13 protein-coding genes are annotated in these 14248 nt (G+C 63.5%); 5 read left to right on the top strand and 8 right to left on the bottom strand.

The features are described from left to right. Nucleotides 1-130 precede the first annotated feature (130 nt). A complete protein-coding gene (locus B4F51_RS12535) occupies nucleotides 131-418 on the top strand; it encodes an acylphosphatase (RefSeq protein ID WP_296225947.1) in 288 nt (95 codons plus the stop codon). A gap of 17 nt (nucleotides 419-435) precedes the next feature. Here B4F51_RS12535 and ppk2 read toward each other — a convergent pair whose 3' ends face one another. The 4 genes from ppk2 to B4F51_RS12515 all read right to left on the bottom strand — a co-directional run bounded on the left by ppk2 (nucleotide 436) and on the right by B4F51_RS12515 (nucleotide 5525). Then, the gene (ppk2, locus tag B4F51_RS12530) at nucleotides 436-1341 is read right to left on the bottom strand and encodes a polyphosphate kinase 2 (RefSeq protein WP_296225945.1); all 906 of its coding nucleotides are present in this window, start codon (nucleotides 1339-1341) and stop codon (nucleotides 436-438) included. 142 nt (nucleotides 1342-1483) lie between these two features. Further along, nucleotides 1484-2881 (bottom strand): phospholipase D-like domain-containing protein, encoded by a 1398-nt coding sequence (locus B4F51_RS12525; protein ID WP_296225943.1) that lies wholly within the window; start codon nucleotides 2879-2881, stop codon nucleotides 1484-1486. Between the two features lie 307 nt (nucleotides 2882-3188). Beyond that, entirely contained in the window at nucleotides 3189-4046 is an 858-nt protein-coding gene (locus tag B4F51_RS12520; RefSeq protein ID WP_296225941.1) for a 23S rRNA (adenine(2030)-N(6))-methyltransferase RlmJ, read from the bottom strand. Between the two features lie 60 nt (nucleotides 4047-4106). Next, on the bottom strand, nucleotides 4107-5525 hold the full coding sequence (locus B4F51_RS12515; protein ID WP_296225938.1) for a CoA transferase: 1419 nt from the start codon (nucleotides 5523-5525) through the stop codon (nucleotides 4107-4109). A gap of 116 nt (nucleotides 5526-5641) precedes the next feature. Between B4F51_RS12515 and B4F51_RS12510 the strand changes: the two genes are divergently transcribed. Further along, the gene (locus B4F51_RS12510; protein WP_296225936.1) at nucleotides 5642-6874 is read left to right on the top strand and encodes a citrate synthase family protein; all 1233 of its coding nucleotides are present in this window, start codon (nucleotides 5642-5644) and stop codon (nucleotides 6872-6874) included. A 13-nt stretch (nucleotides 6875-6887) separates the two neighbouring features. On the opposite strand, the gene minE is transcribed toward B4F51_RS12510, so the two are convergent. Genes minE through minC form a run of 3 tightly spaced genes read right to left on the bottom strand, consistent with a single transcriptional unit; the run spans nucleotide 6888 to nucleotide 8807 of the window. Then, on the bottom strand, nucleotides 6888-7142 hold the full coding sequence (gene minE, locus B4F51_RS12505; RefSeq protein WP_147214336.1) for a cell division topological specificity factor MinE: 255 nt from the start codon (nucleotides 7140-7142) through the stop codon (nucleotides 6888-6890). A 14-nt stretch (nucleotides 7143-7156) separates the two neighbouring features. After that, the gene (gene minD, locus B4F51_RS12500) at nucleotides 7157-7975 is read right to left on the bottom strand and encodes a septum site-determining protein MinD (protein WP_232041433.1); all 819 of its coding nucleotides are present in this window, start codon (nucleotides 7973-7975) and stop codon (nucleotides 7157-7159) included. Between the two features lie 46 nt (nucleotides 7976-8021). Further along, the gene (gene minC, locus B4F51_RS12495; protein ID WP_296225928.1) at nucleotides 8022-8807 is read right to left on the bottom strand and encodes a septum site-determining protein MinC; all 786 of its coding nucleotides are present in this window, start codon (nucleotides 8805-8807) and stop codon (nucleotides 8022-8024) included. 322 nt (nucleotides 8808-9129) lie between these two features. Between minC and B4F51_RS12490 the strand changes: the two genes are divergently transcribed. Genes B4F51_RS12490 through B4F51_RS12480 form a run of 3 tightly spaced genes read left to right on the top strand, consistent with a single transcriptional unit; the run spans nucleotide 9130 to nucleotide 13245 of the window. Next, the gene (locus tag B4F51_RS12490) at nucleotides 9130-11193 is read left to right on the top strand and encodes a bifunctional 2',3'-cyclic-nucleotide 2'-phosphodiesterase/3'-nucleotidase (protein ID WP_296225926.1); all 2064 of its coding nucleotides are present in this window, start codon (nucleotides 9130-9132) and stop codon (nucleotides 11191-11193) included. 13 nt (nucleotides 11194-11206) lie between these two features. After that, nucleotides 11207-12019: a tetratricopeptide repeat protein gene (locus B4F51_RS12485; protein WP_296225925.1), complete on the top strand. Its 813-nt coding sequence runs from the start codon at nucleotides 11207-11209 to the stop codon at nucleotides 12017-12019. A gap of 29 nt (nucleotides 12020-12048) precedes the next feature. Further along, entirely contained in the window at nucleotides 12049-13245 is a 1197-nt protein-coding gene (locus B4F51_RS12480) for a fimbrial protein (RefSeq protein ID WP_296225923.1), read from the top strand. Nucleotides 13246-13260: 15 nt separating this feature from the next. Here the strand turns inward: B4F51_RS12480 and B4F51_RS12475 are convergent, their stop codons facing one another. Then, nucleotides 13261-14238, bottom strand: a complete 978-nt coding sequence (locus B4F51_RS12475) for a 2-dehydropantoate 2-reductase (protein ID WP_296225922.1) — start codon at nucleotides 14236-14238, stop codon at nucleotides 13261-13263. Between the last annotated feature and the right edge of the window lie 10 nt (nucleotides 14239-14248).

The raw sequence follows: 14248 nt of genomic DNA, 5'->3' as shown, positions 1-14248 counted from the left end.
CCGATCCCGCCGTGCGGTTGTCAGTCTGCCTGCGTCACATTCCAGAAATGTGACAGAGATGCGACAGTAACAATCGCGCTGGTTCGTCATCGTCCTCCCAACTCGCCATCCGCCGTCTTCCGGAGCCGCCATGTCTGCTATTGCCCAAGTGATCGTCACCGTACAGGGTCGCGTACAGGGCGTGGGCTACCGGGCCGCCTGTGCCGACATGGCCCGGGCGTTGGGCCTGCGCGGCTGGGTGCGCAACCGCCGCGATGGCGCCGTCGAGGCCTTCCTGGCCGGCCCCGAGGCCTTGGTGCTGAGCATGCAGGAATGGATGTGGGAGGGCCCCAACGGCGCCCTGGTCACCCGATTGGACGTAACCCCGGGCGACGGTGAAGCGCTCGTGCCCGGGTTCGAGATCCGCTTGACGCTGTGAGCGGGGGGCCTCGCCTGCTATCCGTAGACGTTCGGGACGATCATCTCTTCCGGCACCGGGTGGCGGATATATTCCGCGTGGTGCACACGCTCGGGCAGCTGCACCGCCGGATGCGGCACCGGGTGATAGGGCACCTGGTTCAGCAGATGGTGGATGCAGTTCAGACGCGCGCGCTTCTTGTCATCGGCCAGCACCACCCACCATGGCGATTCGGGAATGTGCGAGCGCTCGAGCATGACTTCCTTGGCGCGCGTGTAGTCTTCCCAGCGGCGGCGGCTTTCCAGATCCATGGGGCTCAGCTTCCACTGCTTGAGCGGATCGTCGATGCGGCTCTGGAAACGCACTTCCTGCGCTTCGTCCGTCACCGAGAACCAGTATTTGACGATCTGGATGCCCGAGCGCACGAGCATCTTCTCGAACTCGGGCACGGAGCGGAAGAACTCTTCGTATTCCTCGTCGGTGCAGAAGCTCATCACGCGCTCGACGCCAGCGCGGTTGTACCAACTGCGGTCGAACAGGACGATCTCGCCGGCGGCGGGCAGGTGCGCCACGTAGCGCTGGAAGTACCACTGCGTGCGTTCGCGGTTGGTGGGCGCGGGCAGGGCGGCCACGCGGCACACGCGCGGGTTCAGCCGCTGCGTGATGCGCTTGATGGCGCCGCCCTTGCCGGCGGCATCGCGCCCCTCGAAGATCACCACCAGCCGGTGGCCGGTCTCGATCACCCAGTCCTGCAGCTTGACGAGCTCGCCCTGCAGGCGGAACAGCTCGCGGAAGTACATGCGCCGCGTTTCGCGGGCTTCTTCGCTGATGCTCTCGCCACCGTCGAGCCGGTGGTCGTCGATTTCCATCTCCAACTCCTCGTCCAGCGTGTCGAGGAGGTCTTCCTGCAGCCGCGCCTGCCGCGCTGCGTCACGTTCGCTCATGGTGTCCTGCTCCTGCCGTCCTGCCAGATGGGGCACGCCGCCCTGGGCGGCGCATGTTCAAGCATACGCCCGACTACGTAGCACACGCATGTGGCAGGGAAGTGTCACGCATGACTTCTTCCGGTGGCAGGTGGTTACCAGCTCAACGTGCAAGGGCACAACGCTGCTGTTCTTTGGCAGCACGACGCAGCAGCGGTGAAGACGGTCCGTACACCATGCTCTGATGCAGCCGATCCATCTCCTGCTGGAATTCCGCAGCCAGGGCAGGGGATTCGATCACCAGCAGGTTCTCGTCATTGGTCCTGTTGGCAGCGGCGGACCAGTTATGCGAACCCGTGATCACGGTCCGGCGATCAATCACGGCGATCTTGTGGTGCAACTTGTCGCCTTCGGGCAGCCACGGGTAGCCAACGTGTGTCGCCACCTTTTCCCACGGATGCGTCTGCGGCTTCAGCTCACAGTTGGCATCGAATCGCCGGATACCCCACATGTCGAGCGTGGCGCTGCTGGCGTAGTAGACGAAACTTCGGTCAATCGCACCGCGCAGCGCGATATTGCGGTGGGTATGGGCTTGCCGCAGCGCCTCGGCCACCCACGCATCGGTGAAAACGTAGGCTGCAATGTCAATGCTGGAGGATGCGGTGGACAGTGTCCTGGCAATCAGTCCGGACGATGTCGCATCGTCCGACTGGGATCTTGAGAACGGTGAAAATTGCACCTGCACCTTGCCATCGGCCGTTTGAATTGTGCGTGCTGGTCGATAAGGCTTGCGCACGCCGAACTTGCTTCGCTTGGTGGTGCCTGGGCCATCTCCCCACAGATAATTGAACTCGGCTTGATAGAGCTGCGCCAGTTCCACGCTCTTCACAACAACGAGATTCTCTGCGTTGCCCCTGCTATTGGGTAAGCCAAAGTCACCAAAGAATCCGCTGTGCGTGAAATTGGCCGAGGTGCTCACGACAACCGCACCATCAATGACCAGGAACTTGTGGTGCATCAGCCCCGAGCCCTTGCTGCCATCGTTTGTATCGTCGATGACCGGGATATTCGCTTGCGTGAACAGCGTCGGCACATCGCGGGCTGCGCGTTCTTCGTCGGAAATTTCACCGTCACCGTTGATATCGACCAGGGTATTGATCTCCAACCAGAGTTCCTGCTGCTTGTCGCTCAAGGCAGCAACCTCGTCCGTCGAGAGATCAATCCAGTTGCGGTTGTTGCTGTTGTCAAGAACAACGCGAACCGCGACCCCTCGCTGCTTGGCCTCAACCAGCGCACGTGCGATATTCGGCAGCGTCATGCTCATCACCGCCACGTCGATGCTGCGCTTGGCATGACCAATCTGCTGAACGATCACGCGCTCAAGATCATCCCCATTGCGCACGATATTTCGGTAAGGCTCCGTGAATTGCGAGGATGTGCGCTGGTTGAAATAGGCCATCAACGATTTTTCAGTCGCCGGGTTGGACTGGGCCAATGTCGCCTGAATGGAGAAAATCAAGGCAAAAGTAAGCCCTGCCTTGGTTAACAAGGTTTTATTCATGTTTCTACAGTGATTGACTTTGATCAGCTAATAAACAAGCTGAATTGATGTCGGTTATTTAATTTATTTCTTTGACCGACAAGTATCTGCAAAATCTTATTGAATTTGCACAATCCGCCTGTTTCGCCAGGCAGCAGGTACAACGTGAAGCGCTTGACTGCGTTGCCTGGCCAGGCGGGCCCACTGGCATGGGCCTGCCTGAACATGAGAACTGGAGCGACTCACCGTGCGTGAGTCACGCCCTGCCTTAGGCCAGAAGGTCGTTCATCTGTTCGGTGACGATCCGAACAATCCTCGCTGGGGTACCTCAGCTTGTCTGCCCTTCCAGCGTGAACTTCGCGCCGTCGTCCTGGCCGAGCAGGCGCACCAGCGTGGGCATGGCTTCCTGCAACTGCGCCTTCAGCGTCCACGGCGGGTTGACGATGAACATGCCGCTGCCGTGCAGGCCCAGGCCGCCCTCGACCGGGTGCTTGACGGTGAGCGTGACGTGCAGCCAATCCGTCGGTCGTAACTGCTTCAGGCGTGCAGGAAATTGTGCGGCTTCACGCCGCTGCACGAGCGGATACCAGATCGCATACATGCCGGTGGCAAAGCGTTGCAGGCTGTCCTGCAGGGCTTGCACCGTGCGGGCGTAATCCTGCTTGTCTTCGAACGACGGATCGATCAGCACCAGCGCACGGCGCGGCGGCGGCGGCAGGATCGCCTTGATGCCGGCAAAGCCATCGCCGTCATACAGCATGACCTTGCGTCCGGCACCGCGGAAGTTGTTGGACAGCACCTTGATCTCGGTGCTGTGCAGCTCGAACAGGCGCAGGCGATCGGCGTCGCGCAGCATCTGCCACGCCAGCCACGGCGAGCCCGGGTAGCGCTTCAGTTCGCCATTCGGGTTCAGCTCGCGCACCTGATCGAGGTAGGCGTCGAGCAGGGGCGGCAGCGTTTCGCCGGCTTCGGCCGCGCGCCACAGGGGGCCGATGCCGGTATCGAACTCGGCCTTCTTCTGCGCCCATTCGTGGTCCAGCGCGTAGAGGCCCGCGCCGGCATGCGTGTCGATGTACCAGAACGGCTTGTCCTTCTGCGTGAGGTAATCGAGCATCTGCACAAGCACGGCGTGCTTGAGGACATCGGCATGATTGCCGGCGTGGAAGGCGTGACGGTAACTGAGCATCGGCGGGCCATGTGCGCCCGGAGCATCAGGCGCGGGCAAAGAAAACGGTAGGCGCGAATGCTACCACCGCGCGGGGTGCGTCCCCAGCGGCACGCTAGGCAGCGTCCAGCGCGGCGGCGTGTCGGAGAGCTGCCCCGCGTGACGCAGCGCCGTGAGCGTCCCAAAACCAGACGGCGTCGTTTCCAGGTAAGCGCCGATGTCTTCATAGCGCGGGTCGGGCGCATCAAAGCCGTAGGCCATGCGGCCGAAGCTGCGCAGCCATTGCGCCGTCTGCGCGAGCGACACTCGCACGTGCCAGCTGCCACCCTCGGTCATGCGACGCGCAAGCGCCGTCATGGCACCGGCGGCCATCAGGTAGCCCGCTGCGTGGTCCAGTGCCTGGGCGGGCAGCGGGCGCGGCTTGGCCTCGCCAGCGGCATTGGCTTCGGCCCAGTTGAAGCCGCTGGCGGTCTGCACCAGCGAATCGAAACCGCGCCGATTCGCCCACGGCCCGGCATGGCCGTACGCGCACAGGCTCAGGTAGACGATGCCCGGGCGCAGGGCGGCGGCTTGTGATGGGCTGAAGCCAAGTGCGGTCACACCGCCGGGGCGGTAGCCCTGCACGAAGATGTCGGCATCACGCAGCAGGGCGCGCAGTTGTTCGGCACCGGCCGGATCACGCAGATCGAGTTGCGCGGACCGCTTGCCGCGCCCCGTGTCAATCACCAGCGGCGGAATCGCGGGCAGGTGCGGCGCGGTGATGAGCAGCACATCCGCTCCGTGTGCAGCCAGCGTACGGCCGCTCACCGGGCCGGCAATCACGCGCGTGAGGTCCAGCACGCGCACGCCTGACAGCGGCCGGCCCTCGGCCTGCGCCGGCAATGGCTGGGCCGGTGCATCGCCAATGCGCTCGATCGTCATGAGCGGCTGGCTGGCCACGGCAATGCCTTGCGGGTGGCGATCCCATTCTTCAAACGCGCGCGCGGCGGTGACGACCATGCCGGCCTGCGCGGCGGCGTCCTCGAAGGCTTCGGCCTTCCATTGACTCAGCGCGGCGGCCACGGCATCGCGGTCGTACGCGCAGCCGAGCAGCTTGAGCACACCGTCACGGTGATGCGGGAAGTTGGTGTGCAGACGCACCCAGCGGCCATCGCCGCAGCGGTAGAGCCCGGCGATCTTGTCCCACGGCTCGGGCGGCAATTGGCCGGCGACGCGGAAGTAGCGCTCCGAGCGGAACTCCAGCGCCGCGTGCCGCATATCAACCGACACGGTTTGCTGGCGGCCGGTGCGTAGCGTATCGACCTGCGCGGCGGCCAGCGCGGCGGCGGCAATGGTGCTTTGCGCCAGCGTGCCCACGGCAAACGAGGAGGGCAGCGCCGGCTCGGTGCCCGCCAGCGTCACGCGCGAGAGCGCATCGTCAGGTTGACCGAGCACGGACCACAACTGGGCGAGCGCGTTGGCCGGGGTGATGGTCTGCACTTCAGCAACCGATGACGACATGGCAAGACTCCGCAGAGAAGGTGTGCCTGCATTACAGACCCGCGCTGTCGATAGCGTCAACATTGACTAGACTGATCAACCTCGATGGCCTTTCGCCTTCACGATCCATCCGCCCGATGACCACCTACCTCGACGCCGCTGAAGCCGCTGAACGCCTGCACATCTCGCGCCCGACGCTGTACGCCTATGTAAGCCGAGGGCTGCTGTCGGCGTACCCGTCGCCCGACGGACGCGGCAGCCGCTACCGTGAGGCCGACGTGGCCCGCTTGGCCGATCAGCGCGCCGGCGGCCGCCGCCCGCGCCAAGTGGTGCGCCATGCGCTGGACTGGGGCCTGCCGGTGATGGAATCGGCCATCACGCTCATCGACCACGGCCGGTTGTTCTATCGCGGTGCCCCCGCTGTGGAGCTGGCCGAGCACGCCGCGCTGGAGGCCATTGCCGCCCGGCTCTGGCAATGCGATGAGGCGGTGGCCTTCGACACGCCCGCGCCGGTCCTGCCCAAGAGCTGGTATGCCGCGCTGGCCTCGCTAGCCGAGGTCGATATCCGCCAGCGCTGCATGGCGTTGTGCACGCTCGCACTGCCGGCATTGGATGAAGCCGTGTGGCGGCAGGACAGCGAGCGCACCGCGCGCGATGCCGGTGCGCTGTTGCGCCTCGTGTTTGCCGCCATGCTGGGTCGCTCGCCGGATGCCGCACCGGTGCACCTGCAATGCCAGCAGGCGTGGGGCTTGGACGCGCACGCCGCCGAGGCCATCCGCGTGGCACTGGTGCTATGCGCCGATCACGAACTCAATGCGTCGAGCTTTGCGGCGCGCGTGGTTGCTTCCACGGGCGCGAGCCTGGGAGCCGCGGTCAGCGCAGGACTGGCTGCCCTCACCGGCGGCCGGCATGGCGGCACCACGGCGCGCGTGGAAGCGCTGCTGAGCGAGCTGGAAGGGGAGCGGTCGGTGGCAACAGCATTGCGCCGTCGGCTGGATCGCGGCGACACGCTGCCGGGTTTTGGGCATCCGCTGTATCGCAAGGCGGACCCACGTGCCGATGCCATCCTGGCACGGCTGCCGAAGGCCGGTGCGGCGCGCAAGCAGCTGCAAGCGGTGATCGATGCCGTGGCCGATCTAACCGGCGATGGACCGTCGGTGGATTTCGCGCTGGTGGCCACCCGGCGTGTGCTCGGTTTGCCCGAGGGTTCAGCCTTCGGCCTGTTTGCGGCGGGGCGCACAGCGGGCTGGGTTGCGCACGCGCTGGAGCAGCGCGCAGCAGGGCAATTGATCCGCCCGCGCGCCGCCTACGTGGGGCCGATGCCGGCCGCGCCAAAGGCATCGGCGGGCCGCATCATTCGCGTCAGATAACGAAGACGCTGGCTTACGCCTGCGGAATCTCGATCTTCACCTCAAGCACCTCCAGGTTGTCCTGGCGCTCGAGGTTGACCTTGATGTCGTCGTTGCCGATCTTCACGTACTTGGAAATCACAGCCACCAGCTCGCGCTGCAGCGCGGGCAGGTAATCGGCGGGGGCACCGCCACCGGTGCGTTCATGGGCGAGGATGATCTGCAGGCGCTCCTTGGCGACGCTTGCTGTTTTCTTCTTCTCGCCCAGCAGGAAAGACAGAATCGACATGGATGGTGTCCTCCTTATTTGCCGCCGCCGAACAGGCGCTGCAGAAAGCCGGGCTTGTTGTATTCGACATAGCGCAGTTCCTTCTCCTTGCCCAGGAAGCGGTCGATCACGTCGTGGTAGGCGTTGGCCACATCGGAGCCTTCCAGGTGGATGGCGGGCAGGCCCTGGTTGGATGCCTGCAGCACGGCTTCCGATTCCGGAATCACGCCGATCAGCTTGATGCGCAGGATTTCCTGGATGTCGGACAGCGACAGCATCTCGCCTTCCGACACGCGCTTCGGGTTGTAACGCGTGAGCAGCAGGTGTTCCTTGATTGGTTCCTTACCTTCCACCGCGCGGCGCGATTTGGATGACAGGATGCCCAGGATGCGGTCGGAGTCGCGCACGGAAGACACTTCCGGGTTGGTCACCACGATGGCCTCGTCGGCAAAGTACATCGCCATCAGCGCGCCCGATTCGATACCGGCCGGCGAATCGCAGACGATGTATTCGAAGCCCATCTCCTTGAGGCCTTCGATCACCTTCTCGACGCCTTCACGCGTGAGGGCGTCTTTGTCGCGCGTCTGCGAGGCGGGCAGGATGAACAGGTTCTCGCACTTCTTGTCCTTGATGAGGGCCTGGTTCAGGTTGGCCTCGCCGTGGATCACGTTGATCAGGTCATACACCACGCGGCGCTCGCAGCCCATGATGAGGTCGAGGTTGCGCAGGCCGACGTCGAAGTCGATGACGGCGGTCTTATGGCCGCGCAGCGCGAGGCCGGCGGAAAACGCCGCACTGGTGGTCGTCTTGCCGACGCCGCCCTTGCCGGAAGTGACAACGATGATCTTGGTCATGGCTCGTAGTTCAAAAAGTTAAATCGCTCGGCACGCACTCGGCGTGTTACTTCATCCGCAACGGTTCGAGAACCAGCGTGTTGTCCGCGAGCCGGATCTGCGCAGGCTTGCTGGCAAAGGCTTCCGGCCACGGGGTTTCGCCGGTGCGGTAGATGCCGGCGATGGAAATCAGTTGGGGCTCCAGGCACGTGCAGAAGATGCGTGCATCCAGGTTGCCCTTGACGCCCGCCAGCGCGCGGCCGCGCAGCGAAGCGTAGACGTAGATATTGCCCTCGGCGATCACCTCGGCGCCGTCGCTCACCAGGTCGAGCACGACCAGGTCGCCGCGCGCATAGATGCGCTGGCCGGAACGCAGGGGGCGGTCGATGATCATGGTGCCAGGCTGCATGGCCACGGCTTCAACGGGAGGCGCTGAAGGGGCCGAAGGGGCAGTGGTGGTTGCAGGTGCCGGCGCCGGTGCGGCTTCGGCGGCAGGTTCCGACGCTTCCTTGTCGTCCTTCTCGCCACGCGGGCGACGGCCGTGGCTGTCGAGCAGCGGCAGGCCAAAAGCTTGCGCCCATTCGGCCTGCTCGGGGCTGGCGACCACGCCGATGGCACGGGCACGCAGCGTGGAGAGGGTCTCCACCAAACGGTCGATGGGCAGGCGTTCGTCCTCGGCCAATCGGCGCACGTCGATGGCGATCACGTCGTTGGAGAAAAACTCCGGCGTGTCGGCAAAGCGGCGCGTGAGTTCGGCGGCCAGGGCGTCCATGTCGGCGGTGCGCGGCGACAGCAGCAGGGCATCGACGGTGCCGCTGCGGATCTCGAACAGCGGCGCTTTCTTCTGGGACATAGAACGGCTACGCGGAAAAATGGGCTCATTCTAACGTTGTTGACGAAACGTCCCGGATTTTTTCGCCCCAACGATCCCCCATTCGGTGGAGACCTGCAGCCGGCGCGCGTCTTCAACCGTAAGGTTCACGCGGAATTGTCATCGGTCAGTCACGGCTTCGTCATGCTCCCTTCCGATACTCGCTGGCTCTGAGTTCCCCCGGCTCAGTCAGCAGTCCTTTCGCGTTGCGCAAACGATCTCGCACGCGTCACGTAGTTCGCAGTCCCGCTGTCTCGTAGTCCTGCAGTCCGCATACCAAAAAAGAACCTTCAGGGAGAAGTTCATGCGAGTCCGACCGTTGTACTCGGCGGCGTTGCCGCTTGCTGCATTCTTGTCACTGTCGCTGGCTGCCTGCGGCGGTGGCGACGATAGCCCTGCTGCCACCGGCAACGCCACGCCGGCCGCTGCGCCCACCGGCACCAAGGCCACGCTGGCCGTGCTGGAAACCACCGACTTGCACACCAACGTGCTGTCGTACGACTACTTCAAGCTCGCTGCCGACAACTCCTTTGGCTTCGAGCGCGTATCGACGCTCATCAGCCAGGCCCGCTCGCAGTTCCCGAACACGCTGCTGCTGGACAACGGCGACACCATCCAGGGCACCGCACTGTCGGACTACCAGGCCATGGTGAGCCCCGTCGCCTGCAACCAGACGCTGGCGATCTACAAGGTGATGAACGCGGCCAAGTACGACGGCGGCGGCATCGGCAACCACGAGTTCAACTACGGCCTGCCGTATCTGTCGCAGGTCACGGGCAACACCTTCAACGTGGGCGGCATGCCCGATCCTTCCGCACAGACCAAGTGCGCAGGCCCGAACTTCCCGCAGGTGCTGGCCAATGTGATGAGCGCGAAGACCAACGCGCCGCTGTTCCAGCCGTACACCATCATCACCAAGACGGTGACGGCCACGGCGCCGGACGGCAGCACCGTGAGCGCGCCGGTCAAGGTCGGCATCATCAGCTTTACGCCGCCCACCATCACTAGCTGGGACAAGCGCTGGCTCGACGGCAAGGTCTACACCGTCGGCATCAAGGAAACCGCCGCCAAGTACATCCCCGAGATGCGCGCGAAGGGCGCCGACCTGGTGGTCGCGATTTCGCACGGCGGGCTGGATAACTCGACGTACTCGCCGACGATGGAAAACGGCAGTTGGTGGCTCTCCACCGTGCCGGGCATCGATGCCATGCTGATCGGCCACTCGCACCAGCTCTTCCCGGATGCGAAGAGCACGGTCAGCCAGTTCAACCTGCCGGGTGTGGACAAGGTGGCCGGCACCGTGAACGGCGTGCCGACCGTGATGGCGAACTACTGGGGCAAGCACCTCGGTGTCATCAAGCTTGGCCTGACGTTCAACGGCACGAACTGGGCTGTCGACAAGACGCAGACCACGGTGGAAGCGCGCTCGATCCAGAACGCCGACAAGACCTATGTGGCCGCCGACCCGACCGTCTCCGCCGCGATTGCTGCGGAACACCAAGCGACAATCAACTATGTGAAGACGCCGGTGGGCAGCACCGACTTCCACATGAGCACGTACTTTGCCGACGTGGGCGACCCGGGCGCGATCGAGATCGTCAACCAGGCGCAGGCCGATTACGTGTCGGCGTACATCCAGGCAAACCTGCCGCAGTACGCATCGCTGCCGGTGCTGTCAGTGAGCGCACCTTTCAAGAGCGGCTTTGGTGGCGGGACAGATTTCACCGACGTGACGGCCGGCCCGCTGGCAATCAATAACGCAGCCGATCTGTACCTGTATCCGAACACGGTCTACGCGGTGAAGGTGGCGGGCTCCGACATCAAGAACTGGCTGGAGACAGCGGCCAAGCGCTTCAACACCATCGATCCGACCAAGGCGACGGTGCAGAAGCTGGTGAACACGTTCCCGGGCTACAACTTCGACATGTTCACCACGCCGGACCTGACCTACGAAATCGACGTCACACAACCGGTGGGCAGCCGCATCAAGAACCTCTTGTACAAGGGCGTGGCGCTCGACCCGGCGGCGCAGTTCATCGTGGCAACCAACAACTACCGTGCAAGCGGCGGCGGCAATTTCCCGGGCCTGGACGGCAGCAAGACGATCTATGCATCGCCGGATGCCAACCGCGACGTGCTCATCAGCTACATCAAGAAGATTGGCAGCGTGAAGCGTGCAACCAATGGCTCGCAGCGTAGCTGGCGCTTCACCAAGCTGGCGAGTTCGGTAGCGCTGGTGCAGTTCTCGTCGGCGCCCAACCACGTTGCCGATGCCACTGCTGCGGGCATCAACAACGTCACGCAAGTGGCGGCGGATGATGGCAGCGGCAAGGGCCTTGCGGTGTACCAGATCGACCTGACGCAGTAAGCAGGAGCCGACCATGCCATCTCTTCGTTCTGCATGGGCTACGGGGGGCGATGCCCCGGCCGCTGAATCGCCGCGCCAGTCCGTACCGATGCTGACGGTTGCCGCTGCCCTGGCCGTCGTCGTTGCCGTGGGCGGGTGGCTTTCGCATGCGCGGCAGGCGCCGAGCGTCGACGCCACGCAGTTGGAAGCGTGGCGTGCGATGGTGGTCCAGGCAATGGAGCCCGAAGCGCTGCGGCAACTGCGCCAATTGGCGCGCAGCGGTTCCGTTCCTGCGCAATCCGCACTGGGCGAAGCGCTGCTCGGCGCGCACGACGGCACGTTGCGTAACGAAGGGATGCGCTGGCTGGAAACGGCGGCACCGAGCGACGCGCGAGCAGAACTTTCGCTCGGCAAGGCGTTGCTGCTGGGCACTGGCGGAGTGGCGCGCGATTACCCGCGCGCGCTGCGACTACTGCGTCAATCGGCCGATAAGGGCGATGCCGCTGCTGCGTATTACCTCGGCCTCATGTACCGCAGCGGTTACGGCACCGCTGCCGATGCGACACAGGCCGCGCACTGGTTCGATCATGCTGCGGGCCACGGTATTCCGTCTGCGATGTTCATGCTTGCCAATGCGTACCGCGAGGGTGACGGCGTGCCCCGCGATGAGGCGCGCGCGCTGGCGCTATATCAAGACGCAGCCGAGCACGAACTGCCCGAAGCGGTACAGGCCCTGGCGATGGCGTATCAGAACGGTGAACTCGGGCTCAAGCGCAACGACGCGGCGTATCACCAACAGTGGATCGAAACCGCGCATGCGCTGAAGCATCCTGCGCTCGCGCCGTAAGTTTCGCCGCGCTTTTCTCCTTCCTGCGTTTGCTGCTCAACACGATCCTCGCCGGCATGGCGATGGATCGTGTTCGTCCTTTTTCACACGGCCCTGCGGTAATAACTAGGCACCATGTGCATCGTCCGACTTTGCAGAATCAGACCATTCCTAGCCACACGCTTTGCCGCACGTGTTTTTATTTGCCCGACGATAACGAGCGGAGCAAAAACATGCGCGTGTGGTGCGCAAGCCTAGTAGCAGGCCTGATGTTGATTGCGGCAAAGAGTGCATTTGCCATGTGCGAAACTAAGACCTATCACACACTGGTTCGACCCGGACCAATAGTGGTCCCGCGCGATTTACCTGTGGGTGCAGTCATTGCTGAGGTCGCATCGGACACCACGACGATCTTCAATTGCTGGCATGAACCCTGGATTTTCTCCGAGTCGGTGGGACTCTGGGCTCTCCGCTCCAACGGCTACGTGGGCGAGTTCAATCGCGTGAGCGTGTTCTCCACCAACATCGAGGGGATCGGCGTTGCAGTCGGCGCGACGCCGAGAGGCTCGAATGCGAACAATCGGTGTATCGATGAGATTTTGTGGGTGCGCTACAGAGACGATGAACCCGTTCTCTGCGAAAGGCCCTTCTCGTTAGAGGGCTCGTTTCTTGGGCCAATAGTGGCCAAAGCCTTCGTCCGCTTTTACAAGACGGCCGCGACCACCGGTACGGGCACGATTATAGAGAGGAAGGTGGGCGGCTACACGTATAGGGGCACAGGTCCTACAGGTTTTCGCTCGGATGCCGGGATCACCATCGCTTCTGTTGACGTCAGCTCGGTGTCTTGCACGCTTGGCAGCGCCGCAATTAACGTGAAGATGGGCGACGTGTCCACTGCTGCATTCCAAGGGCCAGGCACCTCGACTGCTTCCCGGACACAGGCTTTCAAGATTCCGCTGAACTGCGCAAAAGGTACGAGCATCAACGTGCGGCTGGATGGCACCGCACATGACGCCAACCAGGGCATGCTGAAATTGGACCAAGGCCCAGCCACTGCCGCTGGTGTGGCCATCCAGCTCCTCTACGACGACAAGCCGGTCAAAATCGGTGAGCGCTTCAACGGGGGCGTAGCCGATGCCGATGGGGAATATTCGATTCCTTTGAAGGCCCGCTACGTGCAAACCGCTGGCAGCGTCACGCCCGGCTTCGCCAACGGCAGCGCTACCTTTACGCTCACGTATCGGTAGTTCCGCCTTGTTGTTTCAGTAAAGCCCGCGGGTCCGGGCATGCAGGCGCACCAGACCCAGCAGCGCATCAATCTGCGGCGTCGGCACGCCCACATGCTGGCCGATCTCTCGCACCGACGCCACCAGTGCGTCGATCTCTAACGGCCCGCGCCCGGCCTCCGCATCCTGCAACATTGACGTCTTGAACGCGCCAAGCTGACGCGTGACGGCACTGCGCTCTTCGCCGCTCTGTTCGATCGGGCAGCCGATGCGTGCGCCGATCATCTTCGCTTCTTCCATCACCGCCAGGCAGAAAGCCGAGACCAGCGGATCATCGAGAATCCGATCACACGTCGCGCCCGTGAGCACCGACACTGGGTTCATCGTCATGTTGCCCCACAGTTTGAACCAGATGTCACGCTGGATAGCATCGCTGCGTTCAATCTGCAGGCCGGCGCGTTCGAATAACGCGCTGATTGCTTCCAGTCGCGATGACGATCCACCGGCCGGTTCACCGAGGATGAGCCGTTTGCCGAAGCCGTGACGCACGTGCCCCGGTGCAGACGTTGCACACGTCAGATGCACCACACAGCCGAGCACATTCTTGGTTGGAATTGCGTTGGCAATCTGGCCGTGCGGATCGACCGACTGCAGGCGGTGATTTTGCAGCGGGCCTGGTCGGTCAAAAAACCACCATGGCACACCGTTCATTGCCACCACCACAGAGGTGTTCGGGCCGATGAGCGGGACAATGCTTTGGGCGACGGCTTCCATGGCTGGTGCCTTGACGGCAACGATCACCACGTCCTGCGCGCCAAGTGCGTGCGCGTCATTGCCCGCATGCACAGGCACTGTGTGTGTGGTGTCGTTCTCGGTCAGGCGCAATCCGCTTGTTTGCAGTGCTTCAAGCGTGGCACCACGAGCCAATACGTTGATGGGTAGATCGGCCAGTGCGAGCTTCGCGCCAAGATAGCCGCCGACAGCGCCGGCGCCCACGATGCAGATGCGTGTCATCAGGTCAGAC

Source organism: Ralstonia sp. UBA689, assembly GCF_002298975.1.
Classification (GTDB): Bacteria; Pseudomonadota; Gammaproteobacteria; order Burkholderiales; family Burkholderiaceae; genus Ralstonia.
The sequence above is the reverse complement of the archived record's forward strand: the minus strand, read 5'-3'. Positions and strand labels throughout refer to the sequence as shown.

Excerpts from the sequence above, each read along its gene's own strand:
- B4F51_RS12520 (WP_296225941.1), bottom strand. The coding sequence starts at position 4,046 with ATGCTCAGTTACCGTCACGCCTTCCACGCCGGCAATCATGCCGATGTC.
- B4F51_RS12515 (WP_296225938.1), bottom strand. The coding sequence starts at position 5,525 with ATGTCGTCATCGGTTGCTGAAGTGCAGACCATCACCCCGGCCAACGCG.
- minD (WP_232041433.1), bottom strand. The coding sequence starts at position 7,975 with ATGACCAAGATCATCGTTGTCACTTCCGGCAAGGGCGGCGTCGGCAAG.
- B4F51_RS12490 (WP_296225926.1), top strand. The coding sequence starts at position 9,130 with ATGCGAGTCCGACCGTTGTACTCGGCGGCGTTGCCGCTTGCTGCATTC.
- B4F51_RS12525 (WP_296225943.1), bottom strand. The coding sequence starts at position 2,881 with ATGAATAAAACCTTGTTAACCAAGGCAGGGCTTACTTTTGCCTTGATT.
- B4F51_RS12535 (WP_296225947.1), top strand. The coding sequence starts at position 131 with ATGTCTGCTATTGCCCAAGTGATCGTCACCGTACAGGGTCGCGTACAG.
- minC (WP_296225928.1), bottom strand. The coding sequence starts at position 8,807 with ATGTCCCAGAAGAAAGCGCCGCTGTTCGAGATCCGCAGCGGCACCGTC.
- B4F51_RS12510 (WP_296225936.1), top strand. The coding sequence starts at position 5,642 with ATGACCACCTACCTCGACGCCGCTGAAGCCGCTGAACGCCTGCACATC.
- minE (WP_147214336.1), bottom strand. The coding sequence starts at position 7,142 with ATGTCGATTCTGTCTTTCCTGCTGGGCGAGAAGAAGAAAACAGCAAGC.
- B4F51_RS12485 (WP_296225925.1), top strand. The coding sequence starts at position 11,207 with ATGCCATCTCTTCGTTCTGCATGGGCTACGGGGGGCGATGCCCCGGCC.
- B4F51_RS12475 (WP_296225922.1), bottom strand. The coding sequence starts at position 14,238 with ATGACACGCATCTGCATCGTGGGCGCCGGCGCTGTCGGCGGCTATCTT.
- ppk2 (WP_296225945.1), bottom strand. The coding sequence starts at position 1,341 with ATGAGCGAACGTGACGCAGCGCGGCAGGCGCGGCTGCAGGAAGACCTC.